Source organism: Affinundibacterium danionis, from assembly GCF_042432465.1.
In the GTDB taxonomy this organism is placed as follows: domain Bacteria; phylum Pseudomonadota; class Gammaproteobacteria; order Burkholderiales; family Burkholderiaceae_D; genus Undibacterium; species Undibacterium danionis.
This window is the reverse complement of record NZ_JBHLXJ010000018.1, coordinates 379,773-405,414: the sequence shown is the minus strand read 5'-3', so window position 1 is coordinate 405,414 and position 25,642 is coordinate 379,773. Positions and strand designations below refer to the sequence as shown.

The following is a 25,642-nucleotide window of genomic DNA, read 5'->3' as shown; positions in this document are numbered from 1 at the left end:
GTGTTATCTCGATTTCGTCCCTGAATAAACTATTTTGATCTGATGCTAACTCGACCTATGATATTTTTGATATGCTGAATGCTTCGTTTTTATTGAGCGAACGATAAGAGATTTATTATTTTACATAAGGCAATAATTGGTCGTTTTCTGCGATTTTTAATTGTCACAACATTTCTACCAATGGGAACACTATGAAACTTAAACCCGTATGTCTCGCCTGTGCATTGGCGTTTGGTTCTGCTTCTTTATCTTTGTCTGCTTTTGCCCAAGACGCAAAAGCACCTGTAGCAAAAGCATCCGCAGCGAAACCGGCAAAAGCCGCAAAAGCTGCTCCGGCTACAATTTATACCTCGGTTGAAGGCATTACTGAATATCGTTTATCCAATGGCTTGCGCGTGTTGTTAGCGCCTGATGCTTCTAAGCCAACCACCACAGTCAACGTGACTTATTTGGTGGGTTCACGTCATGAAAGCTACGGCGAAACAGGGATGGCGCATTTGCTTGAGCATTTATTGTTCAAAGGAACTAAAACCAGCGGCAACTTGATGGATCAATTGAGTAAGCGCGGTATGCAATTTAACGGTACGACTTCATTTGATCGCACCAATTATTACGAAACTTTCCCTTCCAGTGACGACAATTTAGCGTGGGCATTGGAGATGGAAGCGGATCGTATGGTCAATTCCAAAATTGCTCGCAGCGATTTGGATACTGAGTTTTCCGTAGTTCGTAATGAGATGGAAAGCGGTGAAAATAATCCTATTCAAGTGCTGTGGAAACAATTAAGCGCTGCGACATTTGACTGGCATAACTACGGACATAGCACGATCGGTGCGCGCGCTGACGTGGAAGGTGTGAAGATTGAAAATCTGCAGGGTTTTTATCGCAAGTTCTACCAGCCTGACAATGCGGTGTTGATGGTCGCCGGTAAATTCGATGAGAAAAAAACCTTGGCAATGATAGAAAAGAATTTTGGCGCTATCGCAAAGCCGGCTCGTGTTTTAGAAAAGACTTGGACTCGCGAAGCACCGCGTGATGGCGTTCGTGAAATCACTGTACGTCGCGTCGCGGATCAACAATTAGCTGCGGTGCTGTATCCAACCGCAGCGGGTAGCGACAAAGATGCTGCAGCGCTGTCTGCCTTGGGCGAGATTTTAGGCAGTGCACCAAGTGGTCGTCTGCATAAGCAATTGGTCGAATCCAAGCAAGCGGTTGGTGTGATGAACATCGTGTTCCGTTTAGCAGAGCCAGGTTACAGTATGTATGTAGCTGCGCTGAGTAAAGATCAAAACATTGATGCTGCAAAAAAGACCCTGATTAGTGTGGTTGAAGGTTTAGAAGCAAATCCAGTGACTGAAGCGGAATTGAAATTGGCCAAAACCAATCTTTTGAATGCTTTGGAAAAGATCATGAACGATCCACAGCGTTTATGCGTGAGTATGTCAGAATCGATGGCTCTGGGTGACTGGCGCATGTTCTTCTTGCAGCGTGATCGTATTGAAGCTTTAACGGTCGCAGATATCCAACGCGTCGCAAAAAATTACTTTAAAGAAGATAACCGTAGTTTTGGTCAATTCATACCAGTGGCCACACCAAATCGCGCAGAAATTCCTGAAGTCGCTGATGTCGCGAAGTTAGTGGATGGTTATAAAGGTCGTGCCAAAGTAGAAGCTGGTGAAGCCTTTGATGTCAGCCCTGCAAATATCGACAAACGTACCGAGAAATTTAGTTTGGCAAGCGGTACGAAAGTGGCCTTGTTAAGTAAAAAGACACGTGGCGAAACCGTGGTTGGCCGTTTCACTATGCATTATGGTGACGAAAAATCTTTGAATGGCAAAATGGTTGCCGGCGACTTGGCTGCGGATTTATTGATGCGTGGTTCCAGCAAATTTTCTCGCGCGGAATTAGATACTAAATTATCTGAATTGAAAGCGAAATTAACGGTCGCTGGATCGGGTCAAAACATGACTTGGAGTTTTGAAACAGTACGCGCTAATTTGCCTGCTTTGTTAGATGTTATGCGCGAGGTTTTACGAGCACCGACTTTCCCGCAATCTGAATTTGAATTGTTAGTCAAAGAAAATATCTCCGCATTGGAAGCGTCTCGTAACGAGCCTCAGACTGCGGCGGCAGATGCTATCAAACGTAAGCAAAATGCGCCGTATCAAAAAGGTGACCCACGTTATTCTGCTCCTATCGACGAGGCAATTCCAGCTTACAACGCAGCGAAGTTAGACGATGTGAAAAGTTTTTACAATACGTTCTATGGTGCGAATAATGCAGAGCTCTCCTTAGTTGGTGACTTTGACGCGGCTCAAGTGAAAGCGAAATTGGCCACTGTCTTTGGTGATTGGAAGAGTTCAGTGCCTTTCACTCGCGCACCGAGCTTAAATACAAAAGCAGAAGCCGCCAGCGTTAAGATCGAGACGGCTGATAAAGCAAATGCTTTCTATTTAGCTGAAATGCCATTTGAGCTGAATGATCAATCGCCAGAATATCCTGCTTTATTAGTGGCCGATACCGTTCTCGGTGGTGGAATTAAATCACGCTTGTTTGGTCGTATTCGTCAAAAAGAAGGCATTAGTTACGATGTTGGTAGTGGCTTATCCGTACCTGCACTCGACAATAATGCGAGCGTCTCCTTGTATGCCATCTACGCACCACAAAACCTCGAGAAATTGCAAAATGCAGTGAAAGAGGAATTGGCCTTATTTGTGAAAGACGGTATCTCCGCGACAGAATTGGCTGATGCGAAATTGGCGATTGCACAAACTAACGCAGTACGTCGTGCGCAAGATGCAGGTCTGGCCGGTAGTTTGCGTGCCAAATTGTTCTTGAACCGTAGTATGGCATTTGATGCGGACGTAGAAGCGAAGATCGCTGCCTTAACGTTGGATCAAGTCAACGCAGCGATTCGTAAATTTATTAAGCCAGAAAATATCGCCCATTATTATGCGGGTGATTTTGCTGGTGCGGCTAAAAAAGCAGCAGCGGCAGCAGCGAAGTAATTGGTAAGATCAAGTTCTAGTGCAAACAAAAACGCGGTGTGAGAAATCACACCGCGTTTTTTATTGGAAACCGTAGAAACTACCGCTAACAGTTTTGAATGATTTTTGGCGCCACTTACATAATTACTAAACGGCCATTTTGATTCGACACTCGGACTCTGTCACCAACCCTGAACTGCCCTGGATTATCCATTAACACAGCCTGTGTTCTGCCGTTGGCAAGGCGCAAAGTAATCTCAGTACGTGTTACTTGTTCTGAGGAAGAACGATCAACTTCGTTCCCGATCAGACCGCCAATAATAGCGCCGCCGATGGTCGCTGCAGCACGATCACCGTCGTTGCTATGGCTACGACCATAATAGCGACTATTGCCGCGACGATCATAGCGTGAGCTGCTATAGCTATGATCGTCACCACGTGCTAATTGATTGCCGATAATGCCGCCTAAAATAGCGCCAACGACTGCGCCACCGCCACCGCTATCGTTACCACGGCGAACTTGGGTAATATTGCGGATGCCAACGATTTGGGCGATATCGGAATTGTTTTGGTAAGCAGAATTGTAATTGTCCTGATAGGCGTAGTTATCTTGATACTGGTTTGCCGAAGGCGCGTTTTGATCTCGATATACTTCTTGGTATTGACCAGAAGTTTGGTTGGCATATTGATTACTGTACGTATCGTTCGCGTTATAATTTCTTGCTGCTGAACTGTGGTAACGATGTACGACACAGCCAGTTAATTGGCTGAGTACCAGTGCTGCTGCAATGATGACAAATTTTCGCATGATTTTTCCTAAGAGAGTAGCAGAGTCGCGGAATAGTGGCGTGGTGCGATAAGCCAACAACGCGCTCGCGATCAGCGTAGTTGACGCTGATCTCTTGCTTACCTCTATGTGAACTTACACAGTATTGCGAGATGCTCCGTGCGGTCTCTTTAAATAATCCCAGCGGCTTTTAAGCTAGCAATTTTTTCATCGTCAAAATGAAGTAAGCTACGCAAACACTGTTCGGTGTGTTGTCCTAATAATGGCGGTGCTTGTTCATATTGCACGGGTGTTTTGGAGAGCTTCATTGGGCTACCAACTAAGCGTACGGCGCCGGCACTCGGATGTGGTATTTCTACCTGCATTTGACGTGACTGTACTTGTGGGTCGTGAAATACCTCGTCTAAATTATTGATAGGGCCACATGGCACGCCAGCTGTTTCTAGCACCATGATCCATTCTGCTTTTGTTTTCGTTTTTACCATGTCAGCCAGAATCGGAATTAGCACTTCGCGATGCTGTACTCTTAAAGGATTAGTTTGAAATCGCGCATCGTTGGCTAATTCTTCGCGACCACCTAGTTGTACGAATTTGCGATATTGTGCGTCATTGCCCGCGGCCACGATGATATGCCCATCTGCTGTGGCGAACGTCTGATAAGGAACGATGTTCTGATGAGCATTACCCCAGCGCTGCGGTGCTTTGCCAGTTTGTAGATAATTCGCTCCCATGTTGGCCAACATGGCGACCTGAACATCAAGTAGTGCCATGTCTATGTATTGACCTTCCCCGGTTTTGTCTCGATGCGTAAGGGCGGCTAATACGGCAATCGTAGCATACATACCCGTCATCAAATCAGTGATGGCGACGCCCGCTTTTTGTGGCCCACCGCCTGGTAAATCATCGCGCTCACCGGTTAAAGACATTAAGCCGCCCATGCCCTGAATAATAAAGTCGTAACCAGCGCGCTGGGCGTATGGGCCATCTTGTCCAAAGCCAGTGATGGAGCAATAAACGATGTCGGGTTTGATCTGCTGGAGCGCGGCGTAATCTAGGCCATATTTTTTGAGTTGGCCGACTTTATAATTTTCTAGTACGACATCTGATTGCAGTACCAAGGCGCGAATAATTTCCTGACCTTCGGCTGTGGAAATGTCGACAGTCATTGCTTGCTTACCTCGATTGGCTGCTAAATAATAAGCGGCTTCGCTGGTGTTGTTGTCCGTGCTATCTTTCAGGTAAGGTGGTCCCCAACTGCGGGTGTCGTCGCCAATGCCGGGACGCTCAATTTTAATGACTTCTGCCCCTAGATCAGCCAAATTTTGTGAGCACCAAGGACCAGCCAGAACGCGCGTCAAATCTAATACGCGAATATGTCCTAATGCGGTCTTGTGTTGTGGGGAGTTCTGCATATATGCTGTCTTCATTTCACTGAATTGTTGAGGGAGTATTCGATGTGGCCTTATCCTAAAATCGTAGCGCACCGCGGAGGCGGTAGTCTGGCACCAGAGAATACTTTGGCTGCGATGCAATGTGGCTTAGATTATGGTTTCCGTGCGGTCGAGTTTGATGTGATGTTATCAAAGGATGGCGTGCCTGTGCTTATGCATGATCCTGATTTTGGTAGAACGGTCACTGGAATTGGCTCGGTGGCGACGACTTTGGCGCAAGATTTATTGCAGATGGATGCGGGTTCTTGGTTTGACGCTCGCTTCGCGCAAGTGCGTGTGCCTAGCTACGAAGCGGTTTTCTTGTTTTGTCAGACGCATCAAATTTGGATGAATGTGGAAATTAAACCCGCGCCAGGTTTTGAAAAAGAGACAGGGCGAGTGGTCGCTAGTTTGACGCAGGAATTATTGAAAACGCTGGACCTTACGACAGCTCCTCCCTTATTTTCTTCATTTTCTTTCGACGCTTTGCTGGCGGCAAAACAGGTCGCGCCTGAAATTGCTCGCGGCTACTTATTAGATGATTTTGAACCAGACTGGCGACATGCTTTGCAAACACTGGACGCCGTCGCTTTGCATACGAACCAGAAAAAGCTTACGCCCTCTTGGGCGAAGGAGATTAAAGCCGCTGGTTACGGGCTATTTTGTTATACGGTGAATGCTCCCGAGCGGGGGCGCGAAATTATGTCTTGGGGTGTGGATGGATTTTGTACTGACCGCATCGATTTGATTACCGCTGACTTTGCAGAGCATGTTTAAGGCTGTTTAAGGCTGTTTGAGTGTGCTTAAGTGTGCTTTAGCGCATTTTAATGCGCTTACAAATGCTTACTTTCCTTACAAAAATTGGGTCATCATTTACTCATCAGTCGCGTTATAGTTTTCATCAGCACGATGCTGAGGTAAAAAGTCTTTGAATCGCATAGCGTTACATTAATTAAAAAGGAAAGAAAATGAATAAGAAAAACATTGCATTGTTACTGGTAGCTGCATTAGTGATGCCAGCATTTGCTCAAACTACTGCGACACCTCATGTCGCTAAGCGTCAAGCAGCTCAACAAAAGCGAATCGCTGAAGGCGTGCAATCCGGTGAGTTGACGGCGAAAGAAACGGCACATTTGGAAATGCGTGAAGCCAAGATTCAAGCTGATAAAAAAGCGGCTAAAGCAGATGGTGTGGTGACCGATGCAGAACGTGTCAAACTGCAGGCGGAACAAAATCGCGCTAGCAGAAAAATTTATAATAAAAAGCATAATGTAAGGAGCGCGCAATAGTTGCATTTGCTTCTTGCAAAATATTGGATAAGTTTCAATTCGATCGATCTTGGGATACTTGTAGTATCCGCTGTGAAATAAGTCAAAACCCGCTGGAGTGTGCGCACTAGGCGGGTTTTTTGTTTTTACGATAAAAATGCCTGCGTCTTCACGTATAATCAAAGGTTAAATTCACTTTTTGCATGGCCTTTGCCTTTACTTTGCCTTTAAATACACTATGAACTCGTCAGAAATTCGCGAAAAATTCCTCAAATTCTTTGAATCTAAAGGACACAGTATCGTCCGTTCTTCCAGCTTGATTCCTGGCAATGATCCAACTTTGTTGTTCACCAACTCAGGTATGGTGCAATTTAAAGACGTGTTCTTAGGACAAGATAAACGCAATTACACGCGCGCCACGACAGCGCAGCGCAGTGTACGGGCCGGTGGTAAGCATAACGATTTGGAAAACGTAGGCTACACAGCACGTCACCACACTTTCTTTGAAATGCTGGGCAACTTCTCCTTTGGTGACTATTTCAAACGTGATGCGATCAACTACGCATGGGAATTGTTGACCGTTGATTACGGTTTGCCAAAAGATAAATTGACGGTCACTGTTTATCAGGAAGACGACGAAGCCTACGATATTTGGAAAAACGAAATTGGTGTTCCAGCCGAGCGCATCATTCGTATCGGCGACAATAAAGGTGCACGCTATGCATCAGATAACTTCTGGCAAATGGCGGATACTGGTCCATGTGGGCCATGTAGCGAAATTTTCTATGATCACGGCCCAGAAATCTGGGGTGGTCCTCCAGGTTCTCCTGATGAGAACGGTGATCGTTTTATCGAAGTATGGAACCTCGTTTTCATGCAGTTCAATAAAGATGAACAAGGCGTCTTGCATCCATTGCCAAAACCATGCGTTGACACAGGCATGGGCTTGGAACGCATTGCAGCGGTCTTGCAGCATGTGCATTCCAACTACGAAATCGATACTTTCCAGGCTTTAATCAAAGCAGCGGCGCGCGAAACTGGCTGTGCTGATTTGAATAATAACTCGCTGAAAGTGATCGCGGATCATATCCGTTGCGCAGGCTTTTTGATTGTGGACGGCATCATTCCTGGTAATGAAGGCCGTGGTTACGTCTTGCGTCGCATTACACGTCGCGCTTTGCGTCATGGTCATAAATTGGGCCAAACTAAGCCATTCTTCTACAAATTAGTCGCTGATTTGGTCAAAGAAATGGGCGTGGCCTATCCTGAGTTGGCAGAATCAGGTGAACGCGTTGCACAAGTCTTGAAGCAAGAAGAAGAACGTTTCGGCGAAACGCTCGAGCACGGCATGAAAATCCTCGAAGCGGCACTCGCTAAAGACAGTAAAAACCTCGATGGCAATACCGCGTTCACGCTATATGACACTTACGGTTTCCCATTAGATTTGACGGCCGATATTTGCCGCGAACGCGGTGTAGTGCTCGACGAAGCCGGTTTTGACGCAGCAATGGCGAACCAAAAACAAATGGCGCGCGCTGCAGGTAAGTTCAAAATGACGACAGCGATTGAGTACAACGGTGCCAAATCGAAGTTTGTCGGCTACGAGCAATTGAGCTATGACAGTAAAGTGATTGCGCTGTATGTTGATGGCGCAGCGGTTCAGAAAATCGAAGCAGGTCAAGCTGCGATCGTGGTTTTGGATGTGACACCGTTTTATGCGGAATCCGGTGGGCAGTGCGGTGATGCAGGTGTGTTGCAAGCAGCGAATGGCGTGGCTTTTGACGTTGCTGATACACAGAAAATTCAAGCCGATGTATTCGGTCATCACGGCACTTTGAGCGCAGGTAGCTTGGCGGTTGGCGATGCGGTTAGCGCACAAGTTGATAAAGCTTTGCGTGCACACACGATACGTAATCACTCCGCAACGCATTTGATGCATAAAGCTTTGCGCGAAGTCTTAGGCGCGCATGTGGCGCAAAAAGGTTCTTTGGTTGACGCTGAAAAAACGCGTTTCGACTTTAGCCATAATGCACCGATGACCGCAGACGAAATTCGTCAAGTGGAAACGATCGTCAATCGCGAGATTTTGGCGAACGTGGCGACGCAAGCACAGTTAATGTCATTTGATGACGCGGTAAAACACGGCGCTATGGCTTTGTTTGGCGAAAAATACGGTGACGAAGTACGTGTTTTGGATATTGGTACTTCACGTGAATTGTGCGGTGGTGTGCACGTACATCGCACTGGTGATATTGGCTTATTCAAAATCGTTGGTGAAGGCGGTATTGCAGCCGGTATTCGTCGTGTAGAAGCAGTGACGGGCGAATTCGCGTTTAATTTGGTCCAAAATATGGACGCGAGCATCAGTCAAGTTGCGGCAACGATGAAAGTGCAGCCAGAAGATATCGCTGCGCGCTTAAACCAATGGCAAGAGCAAATGAAGTCATTGGAAAAAGAAGTCGCTGCATTGAAATCAAAATTGGCTGCGAATCAAGCCGACGCCATGTTGTCACAAGCGCAGGATATCAACGGCGTAAAAGTTTTAGTAGCAACTTTGGATGGTGCTGATGCGAATGCTTTGCGTGATTCTGTCACACGCCTGAAAGATCAATTAAAAACGGCGGTCGTTGTCTTGGCTTCTGTGATTGATGGCAAGGTGAGTTTGACGGCTGGTGTCAGTGCCGATTGCACCGCTAAAGTCAAAGCCGGTGATTTGGTGAACTTTGTCGCACAACAAGTCGGTGGTAAAGGTGGTGGTCGTCCTGACATGGCGCAAGCAGGTGGTACCAATCCAGAAGGATTGCCAGCGGCTTTGGCGGCGGTTCCTGCATGGTTGGCGGCGAAATTGTAAGCCAAAGCGTTCTTTGCTGCGCTTTGGCTGCGTTATGGAAAAATTGTGAAATACTTGAGAAATCTGTGAGCGTAAGTAGCGCTAGTCGTATAAATGACATAAGCGGCACAAGTAGCACAGCTAATTAAGTATTTTCTTGTATTCATTGCAATTGTTGTTACAGTGAATATAGCTAGCAACAAAAGTCAAAGTAAAAGTAAATCATGTTTTGCGTGTTGCGTTGCACAATTCTCCAAAATTTCCGGTAGAATTCCTGCATTAAGTTTTAGCAGTTCAAAGTTTTCTCAGAAGCTATTATTACTCTTGTAACAGGTCAAATCATGCAATTCAATAAAGAACTGGATGCCCGTGGATTAAATTGCCCGCTTCCTATCTTAAAAGCTAAAAAGGCTTTAGCCGAAATGATTACAGGCGAAGTATTGCGTGTGATTGCGACTGATCCTGGATCAGTACGCGATTTCAAAGCCTTCTCCAAACAAACTGGCAACGAGCTTTTATCGCATATAGAAGTCAGTAATGAGTTCGAGTATTTCTTGAAGCGTAAGTAATCTCAAGCCTTTGTTCAGGTCTCGGTCCAAGTTTCTGTGAAAGAGCGACATGCTTTAGAACTGACTTTATTAAGTGTTTGAATTAAGTGTTTGAAATAAGCTCAAAATGACAAAATCTTAAAAAACCACAAATATTTTTGTGGTTTTTTTTTATCAAAACACAGGGATTTCATAGAGGAATTCGTCAGTTTTCATAAAAAAGAACGAACGTACTAAAAATGCAGACGCGTTTCCTGTTAACATCTATAATCATCTACTTTACGTTTACGTCAATTCGCGAAAATTAATTTTTCCAACTGGTCAGTGAACGAGAGTATAAGCAACAGTATTCTTAAGTTTTATATTCGGTTTTTATCTTATTTATCCTAGTAAGCACAGTAAAGGCAAAACTATGAAAGTCTTAGTACCAGTTAAGCGCGTGGTTGACTATAACGTTAAAGTCCGCGTCAAATCCGATGGTTCTGGCGTTGATGTAGCGAACGTCAAAATGTCTATGAATCCATTCGACGAAATCGCAGTGGAAGAAGCGACCCGTTTAAAAGAAGCTGGTGTGGTAACGGAAGTGGTCGCCGTTTCTTGTGGCGTTGCTCAATGCCAAGAAACCTTGCGTACAGCGATGGCGATCGGTGCTGATCGCGGTATTTTGGTTGAAACGGATGAAGAGTTGCAGCCATTGGCAGTCGCAAAATTGTTGAAAGCTTTGGCTGACAAAGAGCAACCACAATTGATCATCTTAGGTAAGCAGGCAATCGATGATGATTGCAATCAAACTGGTCAAATGTTGGCGGCGTTGTTGGGCTGGCCACAAGCGACTTTCGCTTCTAAAGTCGTGGTCGCAGACGGTAAGGCGACAGTGACACGCGAAGTGGATGGCGGCTTGGAAACTTTGAGCCTGACTTTGCCAGCAATCATCACGACGGATTTGCGTTTGAATGAGCCACGCTATGTGACTTTGCCAAACATCATGAAAGCGAAAAAGAAAACTTTGGATAACGTCAAACCAGCCGATTTGGGTGTGGACGTGACTTCTCGCATCAAGACTTTGAAAGTCGCAGAGCCAGCAAAACGCTCTGCTGGCATTATCGTGCCTGACGTTGCGACATTAGTCAGCAAATTGAAAAACGAAGCCAAAGTGATCGGCTAAATTTTTTTATTTGAAAACTTTTTCCTTATTCATTTCAATCAAATTTTTAAGCAAATTCATTTGTGAATTTGCGGAAACTAGTGGAAAACATCATGACTACACTCGTCATCGCTGAACACGATAATGCTTCCTTGAAGGGAAGTACCTTGAACACAGTTACTGCTGCTGCGAAATGCGGTGGTGACGTACACGTATTAGTTGCTGGTCACAATGCGGGCGCTGCTGCGCAAGCGGCTGCACAAATTGCTGGCGTGAGTAAAGTTCTGCACGCAGATGCAGCGTATTTCGCTGAAGGCTTGGCAGAAAATGTCGCTGAGCAAGTTTTGATAATTGCTTCTGGCTACACCCACATCTTGGCACCAGCAACAGCCTACGGCAAAAACATTTTGCCACGCGTTGCAGCCAAACTCGATGTAGCGCAAATCTCAGAAATCACGAAAGTAGAATCTGCTGATACATTCGAACGTCCAATCTACGCTGGTAATGCTATCGCTACTGTGCAATCGACAGATTCCATCAAAGTAATCACAGTTCGTACAACTGGTTTTGATGCAGCTGCAACAGGTGGTTCTGCAGCCGTTGAATCTGTAGCTGCGGTAGCCGATAGCGGCAAGTCAGCATTTGTTTCTCGTGAAGTTGCAAAATCTGATCGTCCAGAATTGACAGCGGCGAAAGTCATCGTCTCAGGTGGTCGCGGTATGGGTTCTGCCGACGCATTCAAAGTGCTGGAGCCATTGGCTGACAAACTCGGTGCAGCAATGGGTGCATCTCGCGCGGCGGTGGACGCTGGCTATGTGCCTAACGATTGGCAAGTCGGTCAAACAGGTAAGATCGTTGCACCAACGCTGTACATCGCGGTTGGTATTTCAGGCGCGATCCAGCATTTGGCAGGGATGAAAGATTCCAAAACTATCGTAGCGATCAACAAAGATCCAGAGGCACCGATTTTCTCCGTAGCAGACTACGGTATTGTTGGTGACTTATTCGAAATCGTGCCGCAATTGGTAACGGAATTGGGATGAGTTTAAAAACATGCGGACACGTTATTCCCGCGCAAGCGGGGATACATGTTTGCTCAAGTCAGTGTGTTAAATTTGGATTCCTGCTTTCGCGGGAATGACGGTTCAAGATGCGTGAAAATGTTGGAAAATCACGGTGACATTGACGCAAAGAATTCGTAAGCCGAAGAGGGCGCAGAGAAAACTTGGGTAGTCTCTGCGCCCTTTATGCTTTTGCTGCAAGAAAATTAATTTTATTATTCGGAGATTGTATGAGCTACGTTGCCCCATTAAAAGACATTTTGTTTGTCATGAATGAATTGGCGGGTCTTGCTGATGTGAATGCCTTACCTGGCTGTGAAGATGCGACGCCTGAAACGGTGGAAGCAGTGTTGGAAGAGAGTGCGAAGTTCACCAGTGAAGTTATTGCTCCTTTGAATTGGGCTGGCGATCAAGAGCCCAGCTATTGGAAAGACGGTCAAGTTTTCACTACCAAGGGCTTTAAAGAAGCTTTCAAGATGTTTGCTGAAGGTGGCTGGCAGGGCATGCAACATCCTACTGAATTTGGCGGTCAGGGTTTGCCAAAATTGGTGGCAACGCCTTGTATGGAAATGCTGCACGCAGCGAATTTGTCTTTTGCTTTGTGCCCATTATTAAGTGACGGTGCGATTGAAGCTTTGTTGACAGCTGGTAGCGATGCCGATAAAGCCACTTACCTCGAAAATTTGGTCTCTGGTAAATGGACAGGTACGATGAATTTGACCGAGCCACAAGCGGGTTCCGATTTAGCGATGGTGCGCACACGCGCAGTGCGACAAGGTGATGGTACTTATAAGGTTTTCGGTACTAAGATTTTCATCACCTATGGTGAACACGATATGGCAGAAAATATCGTGCATTTGGTCTTGGCTCGTACGCCAGATGCGCCAGAAGGCGTGAAGGGTATTTCCCTCTTTATCGTGCCGAAATTCTTGGTCAATGCCGATGGTAGTTTAGGTGCGCGCAACGATGCACACTGTGTTTCTATCGAACATAAACTTGGTATCAAAGCTAGCCCAACTTGTGTATTGCAATTTGGTGACAATGGCGGTGCCATCGGTACTTTGGTTGGCGAAGAAAATCGCGGTCTCGAATACATGTTCATTATGATGAACGCTGCGCGCTTTGGCGTTGGTATGCAAGGCATCGCAGTGGCAGAGCGTGCTTATCAAAAAGCCGTTTCTTACGCAAAAGATCGCGTGCAATCACGTGACTTGGCAGGCTCTCCAGGTCCTGTAGCGATTATTAACCATCCAGATGTGCGTCGTATGTTGATGTCCATGCGCGCGCAAATCGAAGGTGCACGTGCTTTGGCTTATGTGGCCGCGGCGATGAGTGACAAAGCGCATCATGCGGGTGATGAAGCGGTACGCAAACAAAATCAAGCTGCCTACGAATATCTGGTGCCTATCGTCAAAGGTTGGTCGACCGAGATGTCTTTGAACGTGACATCAACGGGCGTGCAAGTGCATGGTGGTATGGGCTTCATCGAAGAAACAGGCGCAGCGCAATACTATCGTGACGCACAGATTCTGACGATTTACGAAGGTACGACCGCGATTCAGGCGAATGATTTAGTTGGTCGTAAAACAGCACGTGATGGCGGTGCGGTGGCTAAACATTTCATAGCACAAATTCGTGCAACGCAAGCGGAATTGGCTGCAAGCAGTCATGTCGATTTGCAAGCTATCGCTAAGCAATTGGCGCTCGGCGCAACTGCATTGGACGAAGTGGTCAACTTTGTGGTTGCCAACTTCAAGTCAGATATCAAAGCGGTATTCTCAGGCAGTGTGCCTTATTTGAAATTGGCAGGTGTTGTGTTCGGTGGTTGGCAATTAGCTCGTGCCGCGCAAATCGCACAGCAGAAATTGCAAGTGGGCGAAGGGGATGCCAGCTTTAATCAAGCTAAGCTGGCGACAGCACGATTCTTTGCGGATCATGTATTAAGTGCAGCGACGGGATTGCGTTCTTCTATCGTTGACGGCAGCGCGGGTGTTTTAGCTTTGAGTAATGAGCAGTTTTAAGTTGCAAGACTCGGCAATGACCAAATTGGGCATTGCCGAGGTCACAGAATGAAAGTAGGTCGCTTTAACTGCCTTCACTAAATGACGAAAAAATGGCGCGATGTCGATAGACTCGCGCCATTTTTGCATTCAACTTTTAAGACTTTTGCGCTAATAAGGTCGGCATATCGAGTCCAGCCTTGAACGGTGGTAGCGCTAGTATAAAAGCGAACTTGTCATATTGACATTATTTAACCGTATGCACCACCCGTGTAGAGCAAGTCAAATCCACGTGCTAAGACGAACAATAGAGAAATAGCACCGAGGCCTACGCTAAAAACCAATAACAGAGCCAGTGGCCAAGAAGAGTCGCTCGTCCGACCAGAATGGGGATTGAATTGTGCATCCCAATGTTCATCTGATTTCAGGCCAAGTACGAGACACATCAAAATACTGATGAGAAACGAGATCATCCACGGTCCATAGGTGATGAAAAAATTTAGATTGAAGTACAGTTTTGATAGCAGGAAAGAAATTGGCAGGCTGATGCAATGTAACCATGCAAATTGATCGCGTTTGCCGTATAAATAAAATCTGTGTCCACCAATACTGCCAAACAAGAGGCAAATAAGGACGGCTAGCGTTTTGTTCTTGTGTTTACTTGTTGTCATTTTGATTTTTTTGATGCTCTCGAGGAAATAGGGATTTTATCGGATTTGTCGAGCCTCATTCAGTTTCATCTTGAGAAAAAGGAGAAATGCCGAGTAAATTTAAAATCCTTTATCGCCCGCTGGAAATTAGCGACAAAAATCGGGTACAATGCTTGGTTTTACAAAGCCAATATTCAATAGTTCTTGCGGAAAATCTGCTTTACGGGCTATAATTTGCGGCTTTTTCCGTCCTTTGACAATTTTTTGGAAATATTATGGTCGTTATTCGTTTAGCTCGTGGTGGTGCAAAAAAGCGCCCTTTCTACAATATCGTTGCAACTGATTCACGTAATCGTCGTGATGGTCGTTTCATCGAGCGTATCGGTTTTTACAATCCAGTTGCTACTGGTAATGCTGAAGAAGTTCGTATTGCTGCTGATCGTTTGGCTTACTGGCAAGGCGTTGGTGCACAATTGTCGCCAGCCGTTGCACGTTTGGCTGCACAAGTAGCAAAAAAAGCAGCTTAATTGCCTGCTCCAATTGATGTAGAGCAGGCAGTGCTGCAAGTCTCTGCAAATCAATCTGCTCCTGAAGATCTAGTCATAGTTGGCTATGTCTCAGGAGCATTTGGTCTTCAAGGGTGGGTGAAAATTCGTCCGTACTCGACGACTGCAGATGCCTTGTTGGACGCGCCTTCATTCTGGTTGGAAAGTGCGACGCAAGCGGGCCATGCTTCAAGTTTGCGCGAACACAAGCGTTTGAGTTCAAAAGTACATGGCGAAGATATCGTTGCAAGATTGGGTGAGGTTGCAGATCGCACTGCTGCCGAGGCTTTGAAAGGAAGTGTCGTCAAAGTGTCGCGTCAAGCCTTTCCTGCCTTAGAGCAAGATGAGTTTTACTGGGTCGATTTGATCGGTCTGTCAGTTCAGAATTTGCAAGGTGAGAGTCTTGGTGTTGTCCGAGCCATGATGGACAACGGTGCGCAATCCATTTTGCGTGTTGCAGGTAGTAATGTGCCTGAGGCCGAATTGATGAAGCATGAACGTTTAATTCCCTTTGTTGATCACTTCATTAAAGAAGTTGATCGTGAGGCGAAGAAAATCATCGTTGACTGGGGCATCGATTATTAAAGCAGAGTTTCTTGGAATTGATCGATGTTCGTTTATTTGGAGCGTAATGAATGCAATTTGATGTCATTACGTTATTTCCAGAAATGTTTGCCGCGATTACGCATTCAGGTGTGACGCGTCGCGCATTTGAGCAAGATAAATGTGCTTTGCAGTTTTGGAATCCTCGCGATTTCACCACAGACAAACATAGAACCGTCGATGACAGGCCGTATGGCGGTGGTCCTGGCATGGTGATGTTGGCTAAGCCTTTGCAAATGGCGCTGCATGCAGCAAAGGTGCGCCAGCAAAACTTAGGGTTGGTAAAGCCTCAAGTGCTTTATTTGTCACCGCAAGGCAAGCCTATGAATCACACGCGTGTGATGGAATGGGCGGCGCGAGACGGTTTAGTCTTGTTATGTGGTCGTTATGAGGCTGTCGATCAACGCTTATTAGATAGCGAAGTCGATGAAGAAATTAGTCTTGGCGATTTTGTATTATCCGGTGGTGAATTGCCAGCAATGGCTTTAATGGATGCGGTGATACGTCAATTACCTGGCGTTTTACATGACGAAGCTTCGGCGGTTGAAGATAGTTTTGTGAATGGTTTGTTGGATTGTCCGCATTACACTAGACCAGAAGTTTTTGAAGAGCTCAGCGTGCCCGCTGTCTTATTAGGTGGTAACCACGCAGAGATCGCAAAATGGCGACGTCAGCAATCTTTATTGATAAGTTGGCAGAAACGCCCAGAATTAATTGAGCAAGCGCGCAAAGCGGGTTTGCTAAGTAAGGCGGATGAGCAGTTTTTAAAATCGCTCAATCCTAAGTAAAGAATTCGCGACTTTCTGTGCGAGTAAGCATGCAGAAATTGTGCATGTGTTTAGCGTGGGCTGAAGAAGTAATCAGCTCACATGTTTAATCCCATCCTCTACTGAGCAAAGTAGCGTAAGCGAACATAGGCGTCAGCAAGATGGTTATTGGAGTGATAAAAATGGATTTGATCCAAACATTAGAGCAAGAAGAAATTGCTCGCTTAGGTAAAAACATCCCTGACTTCGCACCTGGCGATACAGTGGTTGTTAACGTTAATGTAGTTGAAGGTACGCGCAAACGTGCTCAGGCTTACGAAGGCGTAGTTATCTCTCGTCGTAACCGTGGTTTGAATTCGAACTTCATCGTTCGTAAAATTTCTTCCGGTGAAGGCGTTGAACGTACATTCCAATTGTACTCACCATTGATCGCTTCTATCGAAGTGAAACGCCGTGGTGACGTACGTCGCGCTAAGTTGTACTACTTGCGTGACCGTTCTGGTAAATCTGCTCGTATTAAAGAGAAATTACCAAATCGCAAAGCAGCAGCTGTTTAATTGCAGCTATGTTGGTTTTGTGAGTGTTGAAGAAGGGGTGCCAATGGCATCCCTTTTTTGTTTTATCCATCTTATTGGCAATCGTCGTGGCTACCCCCTTTGATCCTCAGATATTAGCGATTCATTCTTATGCAGATGAGCCGGTTTTGCCGTCCGCTAGAATTTCTATTGATTTCTTGCGCCATAGGTTTCAACGGAATGTTTTTTGGTCGCCTGAAAATACAGAGGAATCGAGTTTATTTGGCGGCGATACTTTTAAACCAGCCTCAGTGTTAATGCCTATCGTCGCACGCGAGCACGAGCTGCAAGTATTATTGACGCAAAGAGCGGCTCATCTACATCACCATGGCGGTCAAATCAGTTTTCCTGGTGGTCGAGTTGATGCAACAGATACATCGCCAGAGCACACCGCATTGCGCGAAGCGCAAGAAGAAATAGGTTTGTCTGGAAATCAGGTTGAGATTTTAGGGCGCTTGCCACAATACTATACTGGAACCGGATTCGTCGTGACGCCTGTGGTGGCGCTTGTGCATCCCCCTTATAAATTTCGCTCAGATCCACTCGAAGTCGCATCGATTTTCGAGGTGCCCTTGGCTTATTTAATGAATCCGCGCCATCATCAGCGTCGACAGTTTGATTTTCCGGACGGACGTGGCTCACGCAGTTTTTATGCTATGCCATATCAAGAATATTTTATCTGGGGTGCGACCGCCGGTATGCTCCGCAATTTATTTCATTTTTTGCGCGCTGATCTGCCTGATCTAGCTGATCTCGCTGATTAAGGCTGCTATCTACTTCATAAACGGCGCAAATCAGTTTACACTGGAACACTTTTCTAAGTCATTCCTCCACAGGGAAGTTTGCAGACTCACTATGACATTTCTCTCCATACTCTTCGCACTCTTGATCGAGCAACTTAAGCCACTGAGAGTGGATAATCCCGTGTATACCCAGGTTCAGCAATTTGCGATTAAAGTCGAGAATTGGTGCAATGCAGGTAAAGCGCATCATGGTCGTACTGGATGGTTTATTGTGGTCGGGGCTCTGACAATACCGACGGCCTTGGTGTATTGGTTATGCTTGCGTTTGAATCCATTTGCGGCGTTTATCTGGAATGTCATTATTGTGTATCTGACTTTGGGATTCCGTCGCTACAGCCATTATTTTACTTCGATACAAATTGCCTTGAATTCGGGCGATGAGGACGCTGCACGCAAGCATTTGTCGGATTGGATCAATAAAGATTGTTCTAGTATGGACGCGACCGACATCGCGCGTAGTGCGGTTGAGCGGTCTTTGATTGCCTCGCATCGCAATGTGTTTGGTGTGTTTTTTTGGTTCTTAATGCCGGTGGGGCCCGCTTGCGCCGTGATGTATAGGATGTCTGAGTTTTTGTCGCGTGAATGGTGTGAACCTGAACACATGCAGAATGAAGAATTTGGTCAATTTGCGAAAAAAATATTTTATTGGATAGATTGGGTGCCCGCGCGATTGACCGCAGTTGCGTTTGCAGTGGTGGGTAATTTTGAAGATTCGATTTATTCGTGGCGTAATTATGCCAGTCGTTGGACTGATGAATTACTGGGGATTATTTTGGCGGCTGGTGGTGGGGCGATTGGTGTTCGTTTAGGTGAACCAGAAACTAAAGCCCTAGTGGTGTTGAATGCAGATGCCAGTGCTGTTGATGTCGATAGCTTGGAGATGGAGGCGCAACCGGGTGTTGAGGCTAGTCCGCGTGCGTTGCAAAGTGCGGTAGGCTTGGTTTGGCGTGCTTTATTATTGTGGATGCTCTTGTTGCTGCTCCTGTCTTTTGCCGTATGGTTGCCCAACTAATTGTTTAGCCATAAATATTGTGTAAAAACGCCGATGAAAATTTCATCGGCGTTTTTTTATTTATGTTGCAAAATGAAGGCGTAAAAAAACCTCGATCAATTGCTGCTGATCGAGGCTTTATAGAGCGGTAGAATTAGTTACGAACTACGCGCTTGTATTCGTTAGTACGTGTATCGATTTCGATAATATCGTCTTGGCTGACGAATAATGGTACTTGCACGATATGGCAATGAGCTTCAATTGCGTTCTCGATTTTTGCTTCTTTCAATACGTTGCCAGAAGTGTTGCCTTTAACAGCTGGCTCAGAGTAGATCACTTGGCGAGCGATTGTTGTTGGCAATTCTACGGAAATAGCTTTGCCATCATAGAAAACTGCTTCGCATTCCATGCCGTCTTTTAGGTAATGCAATGCATCGCCCAAGTTTTCTTCTTCGATTTCATACTGATTGTATTCTGCGTCCATGAATACAAATAATGGATCTGCGAAGTAAGAGTAAGTAACTGGTTTTTTGTCCAATACAACAACGTCAAATTTGTCGTCGCCGCGGAAAACGTTTTCCAATGGGCTGTTAGTCAGCAAGTTTTTCATTTTCCACTTGTAAGTGAAGCCAGTGCGGCTAGAGCCGTTGACGTCGGAGCGGAGAACGATCATAGGCTTGCTGTCGACCATAATAATGTTGCCGACGCGGATTTCTTTTGCTGGTTTCATAGTAAATAGAGATAAAAGTAGGTTGCTTAAAAATCATCTGTTGCCTACTGGGCTATTCTTAAAATAGTTTCCTGCAAGCTTACGTTTGATTGAATTGAAAATACACTAAAAATTAACCGCACATTTTAACCTATTTTTGAGTGCATTTATCGTTTCGTGTTGACGAAGCTCAATAAATTTGATGCTAAATCACCATTTGCATTCATTTGCTCTAGCCAGCCTTGGCTTTGAATTTCTATGGTCGCCAGATCCTTGCTCATATTCGACCACAGGTCTTGCCAATTATCGCCTGTATGTACCTCATTCCATGCGAGAGACAATGTTTTGCTGCTATGGGTAGTAGCAAGATGTGTTTGTAGAAACGCGTTTAGTTTTTTGTGATGTAAATTCTCGTCTTGTGGGTAAATATGCCAAATGAAAGCTTTGGCTGCCCATTGTGCTCGTACGAATGAATCTTCACCACGTACAAAATTGAGATCGCACGACCAAAGCAATTTGTCGTAATCTGCTTGCGGCATAAAAGGGATGATGCGCACCGTTAAAGCGCCTCGACTATAGTGATTGCCGACAGTTGGGGTTTCACCTAAAAAATTTTGTATTGCCTCAGTCACAACGCCATCAGGTACTAGGCATAAAATCGGCTTTTCTTGAGATGACCAAGCCGCAAATAACGCAGCCACAGGCGCATGTGGGTAGCAAAATAAGGAAACTTTGAGCGAGGAAATTTCTGCAGGCAAAACGCCGAGTTGCTCAAAAAATTGCGCCTTAGTTTGCAGGTTGTTGGACGGATTCGTCAGAAAGTCGCGCCGCTCTTGGTCCAATGTACGCTCATGGATTAGTCCTCCCGTTTTTGCGTTAAAACCTGGGAAGAAGAAATATTTGGTCAGCGAAAATGAGGGATGTGGCGAAGGTAGAGTATGGCATCCTTCCACCCATGCTTCAGCGCTTAGCCCCTCCAAATTGATCCAAACTGGGGGACGTTCACATTGCGCCATTGATGCGATATACCCGGGCGGGATATCACATGCAAAAAATTCGATGACGATATCCGCAATCTCCGCTGGCGTGAAGCTAGCATCTTGATTTTGCCAATATTGAATTCGTATGCCATCCAGGATTTGTGTTTCCAGATTGGTAGCTACTTCAGGGCAAATTCTTTGAAAACTGATTAGGTCGTCTACCCACAATTGCACGTCAATCTGATGTTCTTTGTGTAGCTGTCGCGCTAGTCGCCAACAAATTCCTATGTCTCCATAATTGTCTACGACTTTACAGAACAGGGCTAAAGTAGTTGTTGCGGCTTGTGGTGAAGGCATAATGAAAACGGATTGGATGAAGCATTTTAAAGACGTTTGTTAGCATCAACACGCTTTAATGTGAGAAATCTTTGTTACCGAAAATAATTCAGATGAGTTATCTGGGATAGAGATCGTGGCGTACTCCATGAGGCTCGCTATGATTTAGCCTTCGCCACGTACTCGTCCAGATAGCTTTAACGATAATTATTTTTCCATTCGCGCAAGGCAGCAAAATTACTTGCATCGTCTTGATTGGCTAAGATTTTTCCTGTGCTGACAAGGCGATTTTGTACGCTAGTTTCACGTATTCGCAAGAAGGGATTAGTTTGTTTTTCCAGATCAATCCGGCTCGGAACAGTCGGGATATTGAGTTCGCGTTTTTTTTGTTCACTTTGAATGCGCGCGGCCAAGACTGAGTTGTCGGGTTCAACTTCCTGTGCGAAGCGCAAATTGGACAAGGTATATTCGTGCGCGCAATAAACTGCCGTATCGTCAGGCAGGGCAGCAAGGCGATCTAAGGAATTGAGCATTTGTGCAGGTGTGCCTTCGAACAATCGTCCGCAACCGCCTGCGAACAAAGTATCGCCGCAAAATAACCAAGCCTGCTGTGGCGCATAATAAGCGATATGACCTAAGGTGTGACCCGGTACCGTGATAACTTCCAATTGCAAATTAAGTGCCGCAATAGAAACTATTTCACCATCGTTTAATGCATAAGTGATGCCGTCTATGCCATCGTTGGATGGCCCATAAACAGGCACCTTAAATTTTTCTACTAAAGCAGGTACGCCGCCAGTATGATCAGGGTGGTGATGGGTCAATAGAATGGCGCATAATTGCAAATGATGTTGAGTTAATGCTTGTATTATCGCTTCGGCATCGCCGGGATCGACTACGATGGCGTGTGAGCCATTATGTGCGAGCCATAGATAATTGTCGTCAAATGCAGGTACAGTCAATATACTTAAGGGCTGAGTCGTCATGATTGCTAAAGTGAAGTGAAGAAGTGAACGCATTAAATTCTACGCAAGTGCCCATTATAGACCTAGGTGAGTGGTTGATGCAGCCGGAGGGCGGCTATATCCGAGCTTGGGAGCAGACACAGTTCGATTTGCTAACGGCCGATATTTTTGGTTTTCATGCTTTGCAATTAGGTTTGCCTGAGCTTCCTGCACTGGCTGCAAGTCGTATGCCGCATCGCTGGCAAACTGCCAGTAAAATTCCTGAAAAGAAATCTGCTTTGTCACAACAAGTGGTTTTGGTGCATGATTTTGCCGAATTGCCATTTGATACTCAAAGTATTGATCTGATTGTCTTGCCACATGTTCTCGAATTTGCCGCCGAGCCGCATCAAATTTTGCGCGAGGTTGATAGAGTTTTGATTCCCGAAGGGCGCATCATTATTAGCGGTTTAAATCGTACGAGTCTGTGGGGCGCTCGGCAATTATTGGGGCGTCGAGCTGGACATCATTTTTTACCCGAGGAAGGTGAATTTATCAGTCCTCATCGTTTAAAAGACTGGTTGAAATTACTGAGTATGGAAGTGAGTCAGACTCGATTTGGCTGTTATGCGCTTCCTGTACGAAATGCACAATGGCTAGAAAATTCTCCGTGGATGGAGAGCATGGGACGACGCTGGTGGCCTTATCTGGGGGCGGTGTATATGTTTGAAGCAGTTAAGCGAGTACGCGGCATGCATTTGGTTGGACCTGCATTGAATCGAAAAAAAGTAAAACGTGGCAATGTGGTGCCCGTGACGAATAAAATTAAAGAACATGGACAAAATTAAGATTTATACAGATGGTGCTTGCAAAGGAAATCCCGGCGTTGGTGGTTGGGGTGCTTTACTTATCGCGGGAAACAAGGAAAAAGAATTATTTGGTGGAGAAAAAGACACCACCAATAATCGCATGGAATTAATGGCGGTGATTCAAGCTTTAGGTGCTTTAAAACGCCCCTGCGAAATTGCTTTGCATACAGACAGTCAATACGTATTAAAAGGAATTACTGAATGGATAGAAGGTTGGAAAGCCAAAGGCTGGAAAACAGCGTCTAAAGCACCGGTCAAAAATGTCGATTTATGGCAGGCATTGGATGCGGCAAAAAACATTCACAAAATTGAATGGATATGGGTGCGCGGCCATGCTGGTGATGCAGGTAACGAGCGAGCTGATCTGTTGGCGAATCGAGGCGTTGAATCTGTGTTGCACTAATTCAGTTTGACTGGGACGGAAGATCGAGGGTATCGCGTGAACTGCTGCTGGTGCGGGATATTGCATTCACTAAGCACGCTCTGAAGTTTTTCCTTTGGAGCAGAAGTTTTAAATGAATACGACCTACATAATTCAGATATTTTTGCGAAAAAATCGCATGAATCAGCTACATCATGCGATTTGTTATGCTTAAAAATGATTCTTAAAGCCTATGTCAGCGCATGTTTTCAATGATTTGTTCTAGTTTGATAGTGTCCGCGCAAAACAGACGTATGCCTTCTGCTAATTTTTCAGTCGCCATCGCATCTTCATTGAGTGCGAAGCGGAAGGATTTCTCGTTAATATCCAATTTTTGTAAGTCGCTTGCTACTGCAGCTTCTTTATTTAATTTGGCACTGACGGCGTTTGTCGAGTCGCTGAGCTTTTGTAAAAGGTCAGGGCTGATCGTTAACAAGTCGCAACCGGCCAATTCTAAAATTTGTGAGGTGTTACGGAAGCTGGCGCCCATGATTTCGGTTTTGTAGCCGAATTTGCGGTAGTAGTTATAGATCTTTTTGACTGATAACACGCCAGGATCATCCGCACCGAAAATTTCTTGCCCAGTTTGTTTTTTATACCAGTCATAAATACGACCGACAAAGGGCGAGATTAATTGCGCACCTGCTTCGGCACAAGCGACTGCTTGAGCCAAGCTAAACAGCAAAGTCATATTGCAACGTATCCCATCTTTTTCTAAAATTTCTGCCGCGCGTATGCCTTCCCACGTCGATGCGATCTTAATCAAAATACGTTCGCGCGGAATGCCTGCGGCTTCGTATAAAGCGATTAGTTGGCGTCCTTTCGCAACGGTTGCTTCAGTATCAAATGAGAGACGAGCATCCGTTTCGGTAGAGACACGACCCGGTACGATCTCAAGAATTTTTAGACCGAAGCTAATTAATAATTGATCGATGATTTCATCGGTAGATTTGCCTGCATTTTTAGCCACAGCTTGTGCTAGCAAGGGTTGGTATTCAGGCTTTTGTACGGCTTTTAAAATCAATGAAGGATTGGTTGTCGCATCACGTGGCGTATAGGCTTGCATGGATTGAAAATCGCCAGTGTCAGCTACCACGGTGGTGTATTGCTTTAGTTGTTCGAGTTGATTCATGATGTCGATGAATAAGTGTGAGTAAATTGAGGTAAAAGATTTAGTCGGACAATACTTGAATTTGCGCAGGACCGGCGACGATTTCGCCTATCACTGCAGCGTCTTGAAAATCGTTCTTATGAAATATTTCCAATACTTGTGCCAGGCCTTCAGGGGCACAAGCTACCAACAGTCCTCCGGAAGTTTGTGGATCGCTTAATAAGACCTGAGTGATGGCATCTTCGTGGCTAAAACGCACATCGTCGCAATAAGAGGCGAAATTGCGGGCTGAAGCGCCAGTGATATAGCCTGCGGTAGCTAGTTCTTTGACTTGTGGTAAAAGTGGAATATCTGCGATACGTAGTTTGGCACCGACCTGGGCGCCGCGGCAGATTTCCAATAAATGGCCGAGTAAGCCAAAACCAGTCACATCCGTCATGGCATGCACGGTCTCAAGTTGTGACAGCTTTTGTCCGGGTTTATTCAATTTGGTCGTACTGGCGATCATGTTGGCGTAGCCATCTGCATCTAATTTTTGTTTTTTTAAGGCGGCGGACAGAATACCAACGCCTAAAGGCTTGGCTAACACCAGTTGGTCGCCGATACGCGCATTAGAGTTGCGCTTTACTTTAGATGGATGGATTAAACCCATCACGACTAAGCCATAAATTGGTTCAATGGAATCAATGCTATGGCCTCCCGCGATAGGAATACCTGCTTCGCGACAAATGCTTTCACCGCCTTCGATAATTTTTCCAATGACATCAAGCGGGATCTGGTTGATAGGCATACCCACTAAGGCGAGAGCCATTATTGGCGTGCCACCCATCGCATACACATCGGAAATCGCATTCGTTGCAGCAATGCGACCGAAATCATATGGATCGTCGACGATAGGCATGAAAAAATCGGTGGTAGCAATTAATGCCTGTTCATCATTAAGCTTATAGACTGCGGCATCATCCGAGGTCTCAATCCCGACCAACAATGCGCCGGGAACGGGAAAACCCGTGGATTTTTTTAGAATTTCAGCTAGTACACCTGGCGCAATTTTGCAGCCGCAGCCACCACCATGAGACAAGGAAGTCAATCGAATTGGGTTCAGATTGTTACTGGTGTCATGGCTCATGGATTTCTCGAAAGAAGCTTAAAAAGTGTCGCGCACTATTGCCACGCGTGGGCAATTAACTGTAACGCAATTATAGATAGTTTGTGGGCAGATTGATTATAGAATACTGCTGCGCTACCGAGGCAAAAGAAATGGCACGGAATGATGTTTATTC

Annotated in this window: 24 protein-coding genes; 16 read left to right on the top strand and 8 right to left on the bottom strand. The window is 45.6% G+C overall.

Annotated features, from left to right (window positions below; all coding sequences use genetic code 11):
- The first annotated feature begins 191 nt into the window (after positions 1 to 191).
- On the top strand, positions 192 to 3,008 hold the full coding sequence (locus tag ACFFJH_RS17855; RefSeq protein ID WP_390214317.1) for a M16 family metallopeptidase: 2,817 nt from the start codon (positions 192 to 194) through the stop codon (positions 3,006 to 3,008).
- 115 nt (positions 3,009 to 3,123) lie between these two features.
- On the opposite strand, the gene ACFFJH_RS17850 is transcribed toward ACFFJH_RS17855, so the two are convergent.
- Complete coding sequence (locus ACFFJH_RS17850) at positions 3,124 to 3,795, bottom strand: hypothetical protein (RefSeq protein WP_390214316.1); 672 nt, start codon at positions 3,793 to 3,795, stop codon at positions 3,124 to 3,126.
- A gap of 149 nt (positions 3,796 to 3,944) precedes the next feature.
- Positions 3,945 to 5,186 carry a CaiB/BaiF CoA transferase family protein gene (locus tag ACFFJH_RS17845; RefSeq protein ID WP_390214315.1) on the bottom strand — a complete coding sequence of 414 codons (1,242 nt, stop codon included), beginning with the start codon at positions 5,184 to 5,186 and terminating at the stop codon, positions 3,945 to 3,947.
- Positions 5,187 to 5,228: 42 nt separating this feature from the next.
- On the opposite strand from ACFFJH_RS17845, the gene ugpQ reads away from it, so the two are divergent.
- The 7 genes from ugpQ to ACFFJH_RS17810 all read left to right on the top strand — a co-directional run bounded on the left by ugpQ (position 5,229) and on the right by ACFFJH_RS17810 (position 14,076).
- Positions 5,229 to 5,981 carry a glycerophosphodiester phosphodiesterase gene (gene ugpQ, locus ACFFJH_RS17840; RefSeq protein ID WP_390214314.1) on the top strand — a complete coding sequence of 251 codons (753 nt, stop codon included), beginning with the start codon at positions 5,229 to 5,231 and terminating at the stop codon, positions 5,979 to 5,981.
- A gap of 191 nt (positions 5,982 to 6,172) precedes the next feature.
- On the top strand, positions 6,173 to 6,493 hold the full coding sequence (locus ACFFJH_RS17835; protein ID WP_390214313.1) for a hypothetical protein: 321 nt from the start codon (positions 6,173 to 6,175) through the stop codon (positions 6,491 to 6,493).
- A 217-nt stretch (positions 6,494 to 6,710) separates the two neighbouring features.
- Positions 6,711 to 9,323, top strand: coding sequence for an alanine--tRNA ligase (gene alaS / locus ACFFJH_RS17830; protein ID WP_390214312.1), 2,613 nt, complete (start codon positions 6,711 to 6,713; stop codon positions 9,321 to 9,323).
- Positions 9,324 to 9,643: 320 nt separating this feature from the next.
- The gene (locus tag ACFFJH_RS17825; protein WP_390214311.1) at positions 9,644 to 9,871 is read left to right on the top strand and encodes a sulfurtransferase TusA family protein; all 228 of its coding nucleotides are present in this window, start codon (positions 9,644 to 9,646) and stop codon (positions 9,869 to 9,871) included.
- A gap of 391 nt (positions 9,872 to 10,262) precedes the next feature.
- On the top strand, positions 10,263 to 11,015 hold the full coding sequence (locus tag ACFFJH_RS17820; protein WP_390214309.1) for an electron transfer flavoprotein subunit beta/FixA family protein: 753 nt from the start codon (positions 10,263 to 10,265) through the stop codon (positions 11,013 to 11,015).
- A 92-nt stretch (positions 11,016 to 11,107) separates the two neighbouring features.
- Complete coding sequence (locus ACFFJH_RS17815) at positions 11,108 to 12,037, top strand: electron transfer flavoprotein subunit alpha/FixB family protein (protein WP_390214308.1); 930 nt, start codon at positions 11,108 to 11,110, stop codon at positions 12,035 to 12,037.
- A gap of 248 nt (positions 12,038 to 12,285) precedes the next feature.
- Complete coding sequence (locus ACFFJH_RS17810; RefSeq protein ID WP_390214307.1) at positions 12,286 to 14,076, top strand: acyl-CoA dehydrogenase; 1,791 nt, start codon at positions 12,286 to 12,288, stop codon at positions 14,074 to 14,076.
- 230 nt (positions 14,077 to 14,306) lie between these two features.
- Here ACFFJH_RS17810 and ACFFJH_RS17805 read toward each other — a convergent pair whose 3' ends face one another.
- Positions 14,307 to 14,726, bottom strand: a complete 420-nt coding sequence (locus tag ACFFJH_RS17805; RefSeq protein WP_390214306.1) for an NINE protein — start codon at positions 14,724 to 14,726, stop codon at positions 14,307 to 14,309.
- 254 nt (positions 14,727 to 14,980) lie between these two features.
- On the opposite strand from ACFFJH_RS17805, the gene rpsP reads away from it, so the two are divergent.
- The 6 genes from rpsP to ACFFJH_RS17775 all read left to right on the top strand — a co-directional run bounded on the left by rpsP (position 14,981) and on the right by ACFFJH_RS17775 (position 19,010).
- Positions 14,981 to 15,232 (top strand): 30S ribosomal protein S16, encoded by a 252-nt coding sequence (gene rpsP / locus ACFFJH_RS17800; RefSeq protein WP_390214304.1) that lies wholly within the window; start codon positions 14,981 to 14,983, stop codon positions 15,230 to 15,232.
- Positions 15,233 to 15,835, top strand: a complete 603-nt coding sequence (rimM, locus tag ACFFJH_RS17795; RefSeq protein WP_390214303.1) for a ribosome maturation factor RimM — start codon at positions 15,233 to 15,235, stop codon at positions 15,833 to 15,835.
- Positions 15,836 to 15,885: 50 nt separating this feature from the next.
- Positions 15,886 to 16,641 (top strand): tRNA (guanosine(37)-N1)-methyltransferase TrmD, encoded by a 756-nt coding sequence (gene trmD, locus ACFFJH_RS17790; protein ID WP_390214302.1) that lies wholly within the window; start codon positions 15,886 to 15,888, stop codon positions 16,639 to 16,641.
- A gap of 161 nt (positions 16,642 to 16,802) precedes the next feature.
- Positions 16,803 to 17,177, top strand: coding sequence for a 50S ribosomal protein L19 (gene rplS / locus ACFFJH_RS17785; RefSeq protein WP_390214301.1), 375 nt, complete (start codon positions 16,803 to 16,805; stop codon positions 17,175 to 17,177).
- 86 nt (positions 17,178 to 17,263) lie between these two features.
- A complete protein-coding gene (locus ACFFJH_RS17780) occupies positions 17,264 to 17,959 on the top strand; it encodes a CoA pyrophosphatase (RefSeq protein WP_390214300.1) in 696 nt (231 codons plus the stop codon).
- A 91-nt stretch (positions 17,960 to 18,050) separates the two neighbouring features.
- Positions 18,051 to 19,010, top strand: a complete 960-nt coding sequence (locus ACFFJH_RS17775) for a CobD/CbiB family protein (protein ID WP_390214299.1) — start codon at positions 18,051 to 18,053, stop codon at positions 19,008 to 19,010.
- A 133-nt stretch (positions 19,011 to 19,143) separates the two neighbouring features.
- On the opposite strand, the gene ACFFJH_RS17770 is transcribed toward ACFFJH_RS17775, so the two are convergent.
- The 3 genes from ACFFJH_RS17770 to gloB form a co-directional block, all read right to left on the bottom strand.
- Positions 19,144 to 19,719: an elongation factor P gene (locus ACFFJH_RS17770; RefSeq protein WP_189344834.1), complete on the bottom strand. Its 576-nt coding sequence runs from the start codon at positions 19,717 to 19,719 to the stop codon at positions 19,144 to 19,146.
- A 146-nt stretch (positions 19,720 to 19,865) separates the two neighbouring features.
- A complete protein-coding gene (earP, locus tag ACFFJH_RS17765; RefSeq protein WP_390214298.1) occupies positions 19,866 to 21,035 on the bottom strand; it encodes an elongation factor P maturation arginine rhamnosyltransferase EarP in 1,170 nt (389 codons plus the stop codon).
- A 176-nt stretch (positions 21,036 to 21,211) separates the two neighbouring features.
- Entirely contained in the window at positions 21,212 to 22,033 is an 822-nt protein-coding gene (gloB, locus tag ACFFJH_RS17760) for a hydroxyacylglutathione hydrolase (RefSeq protein WP_390214296.1), read from the bottom strand.
- Positions 22,034 to 22,077: 44 nt separating this feature from the next.
- Between gloB and ACFFJH_RS17755 the strand changes: the two genes are divergently transcribed.
- Together ACFFJH_RS17755 and rnhA are read left to right on the top strand one after the other, a co-directional pair.
- A complete protein-coding gene (locus ACFFJH_RS17755; protein ID WP_390214356.1) occupies positions 22,078 to 22,806 on the top strand; it encodes a class I SAM-dependent methyltransferase in 729 nt (242 codons plus the stop codon).
- The gene (gene rnhA, locus ACFFJH_RS17750; protein ID WP_390214295.1) at positions 22,793 to 23,230 is read left to right on the top strand and encodes a ribonuclease HI; all 438 of its coding nucleotides are present in this window, start codon (positions 22,793 to 22,795) and stop codon (positions 23,228 to 23,230) included. Before ACFFJH_RS17755 ends, rnhA begins: the two co-directional genes overlap by 14 nt.
- A 214-nt stretch (positions 23,231 to 23,444) precedes the next feature.
- On the opposite strand, the gene tal is transcribed toward rnhA, so the two are convergent.
- Together tal and selD are read right to left on the bottom strand one after the other, a co-directional pair.
- Positions 23,445 to 24,380, bottom strand: a complete 936-nt coding sequence (gene tal, locus ACFFJH_RS17745) for a transaldolase (protein WP_390214294.1) — start codon at positions 24,378 to 24,380, stop codon at positions 23,445 to 23,447.
- 40 nt (positions 24,381 to 24,420) lie between these two features.
- A complete protein-coding gene (selD, locus tag ACFFJH_RS17740; RefSeq protein WP_390214293.1) occupies positions 24,421 to 25,488 on the bottom strand; it encodes a selenide, water dikinase SelD in 1,068 nt (355 codons plus the stop codon).
- Between the last annotated feature and the right edge of the window lie 154 nt (positions 25,489 to 25,642).

Excerpts from the sequence above, each read along its gene's own strand:
- rpsP (WP_390214304.1), top strand. The coding sequence starts at position 14,981 with ATGGTCGTTATTCGTTTAGCTCGTGGTGGTGCAAAAAAGCGCCCTTTC.
- rnhA (WP_390214295.1), top strand. The coding sequence starts at position 22,793 with ATGGACAAAATTAAGATTTATACAGATGGTGCTTGCAAAGGAAATCCC.
- ACFFJH_RS17805 (WP_390214306.1), bottom strand. The coding sequence starts at position 14,726 with ATGACAACAAGTAAACACAAGAACAAAACGCTAGCCGTCCTTATTTGC.
- ACFFJH_RS17825 (WP_390214311.1), top strand. The coding sequence starts at position 9,644 with ATGCAATTCAATAAAGAACTGGATGCCCGTGGATTAAATTGCCCGCTT.
- ACFFJH_RS17845 (WP_390214315.1), bottom strand. The coding sequence starts at position 5,186 with ATGCAGAACTCCCCACAACACAAGACCGCATTAGGACATATTCGCGTA.
- alaS (WP_390214312.1), top strand. The coding sequence starts at position 6,711 with ATGAACTCGTCAGAAATTCGCGAAAAATTCCTCAAATTCTTTGAATCT.
- ACFFJH_RS17770 (WP_189344834.1), bottom strand. The coding sequence starts at position 19,719 with ATGAAACCAGCAAAAGAAATCCGCGTCGGCAACATTATTATGGTCGAC.
- rplS (WP_390214301.1), top strand. The coding sequence starts at position 16,803 with ATGGATTTGATCCAAACATTAGAGCAAGAAGAAATTGCTCGCTTAGGT.
- ACFFJH_RS17755 (WP_390214356.1), top strand. The coding sequence starts at position 22,078 with ATGCAGCCGGAGGGCGGCTATATCCGAGCTTGGGAGCAGACACAGTTC.
- trmD (WP_390214302.1), top strand. The coding sequence starts at position 15,886 with ATGCAATTTGATGTCATTACGTTATTTCCAGAAATGTTTGCCGCGATT.
- ACFFJH_RS17810 (WP_390214307.1), top strand. The coding sequence starts at position 12,286 with ATGAGCTACGTTGCCCCATTAAAAGACATTTTGTTTGTCATGAATGAA.
- ACFFJH_RS17820 (WP_390214309.1), top strand. The coding sequence starts at position 10,263 with ATGAAAGTCTTAGTACCAGTTAAGCGCGTGGTTGACTATAACGTTAAA.
- ACFFJH_RS17850 (WP_390214316.1), bottom strand. The coding sequence starts at position 3,795 with ATGCGAAAATTTGTCATCATTGCAGCAGCACTGGTACTCAGCCAATTA.
- ACFFJH_RS17815 (WP_390214308.1), top strand. The coding sequence starts at position 11,108 with ATGACTACACTCGTCATCGCTGAACACGATAATGCTTCCTTGAAGGGA.
- ugpQ (WP_390214314.1), top strand. The coding sequence starts at position 5,229 with ATGTGGCCTTATCCTAAAATCGTAGCGCACCGCGGAGGCGGTAGTCTG.
- tal (WP_390214294.1), bottom strand. The coding sequence starts at position 24,380 with ATGAATCAACTCGAACAACTAAAGCAATACACCACCGTGGTAGCTGAC.
- selD (WP_390214293.1), bottom strand. The coding sequence starts at position 25,488 with ATGAGCCATGACACCAGTAACAATCTGAACCCAATTCGATTGACTTCC.
- ACFFJH_RS17835 (WP_390214313.1), top strand. The coding sequence starts at position 6,173 with ATGAATAAGAAAAACATTGCATTGTTACTGGTAGCTGCATTAGTGATG.
- ACFFJH_RS17775 (WP_390214299.1), top strand. The coding sequence starts at position 18,051 with ATGACATTTCTCTCCATACTCTTCGCACTCTTGATCGAGCAACTTAAG.
- earP (WP_390214298.1), bottom strand. The coding sequence starts at position 21,035 with ATGCCTTCACCACAAGCCGCAACAACTACTTTAGCCCTGTTCTGTAAA.
- gloB (WP_390214296.1), bottom strand. The coding sequence starts at position 22,033 with ATGCGTTCACTTCTTCACTTCACTTTAGCAATCATGACGACTCAGCCC.
- ACFFJH_RS17855 (WP_390214317.1), top strand. The coding sequence starts at position 192 with ATGAAACTTAAACCCGTATGTCTCGCCTGTGCATTGGCGTTTGGTTCT.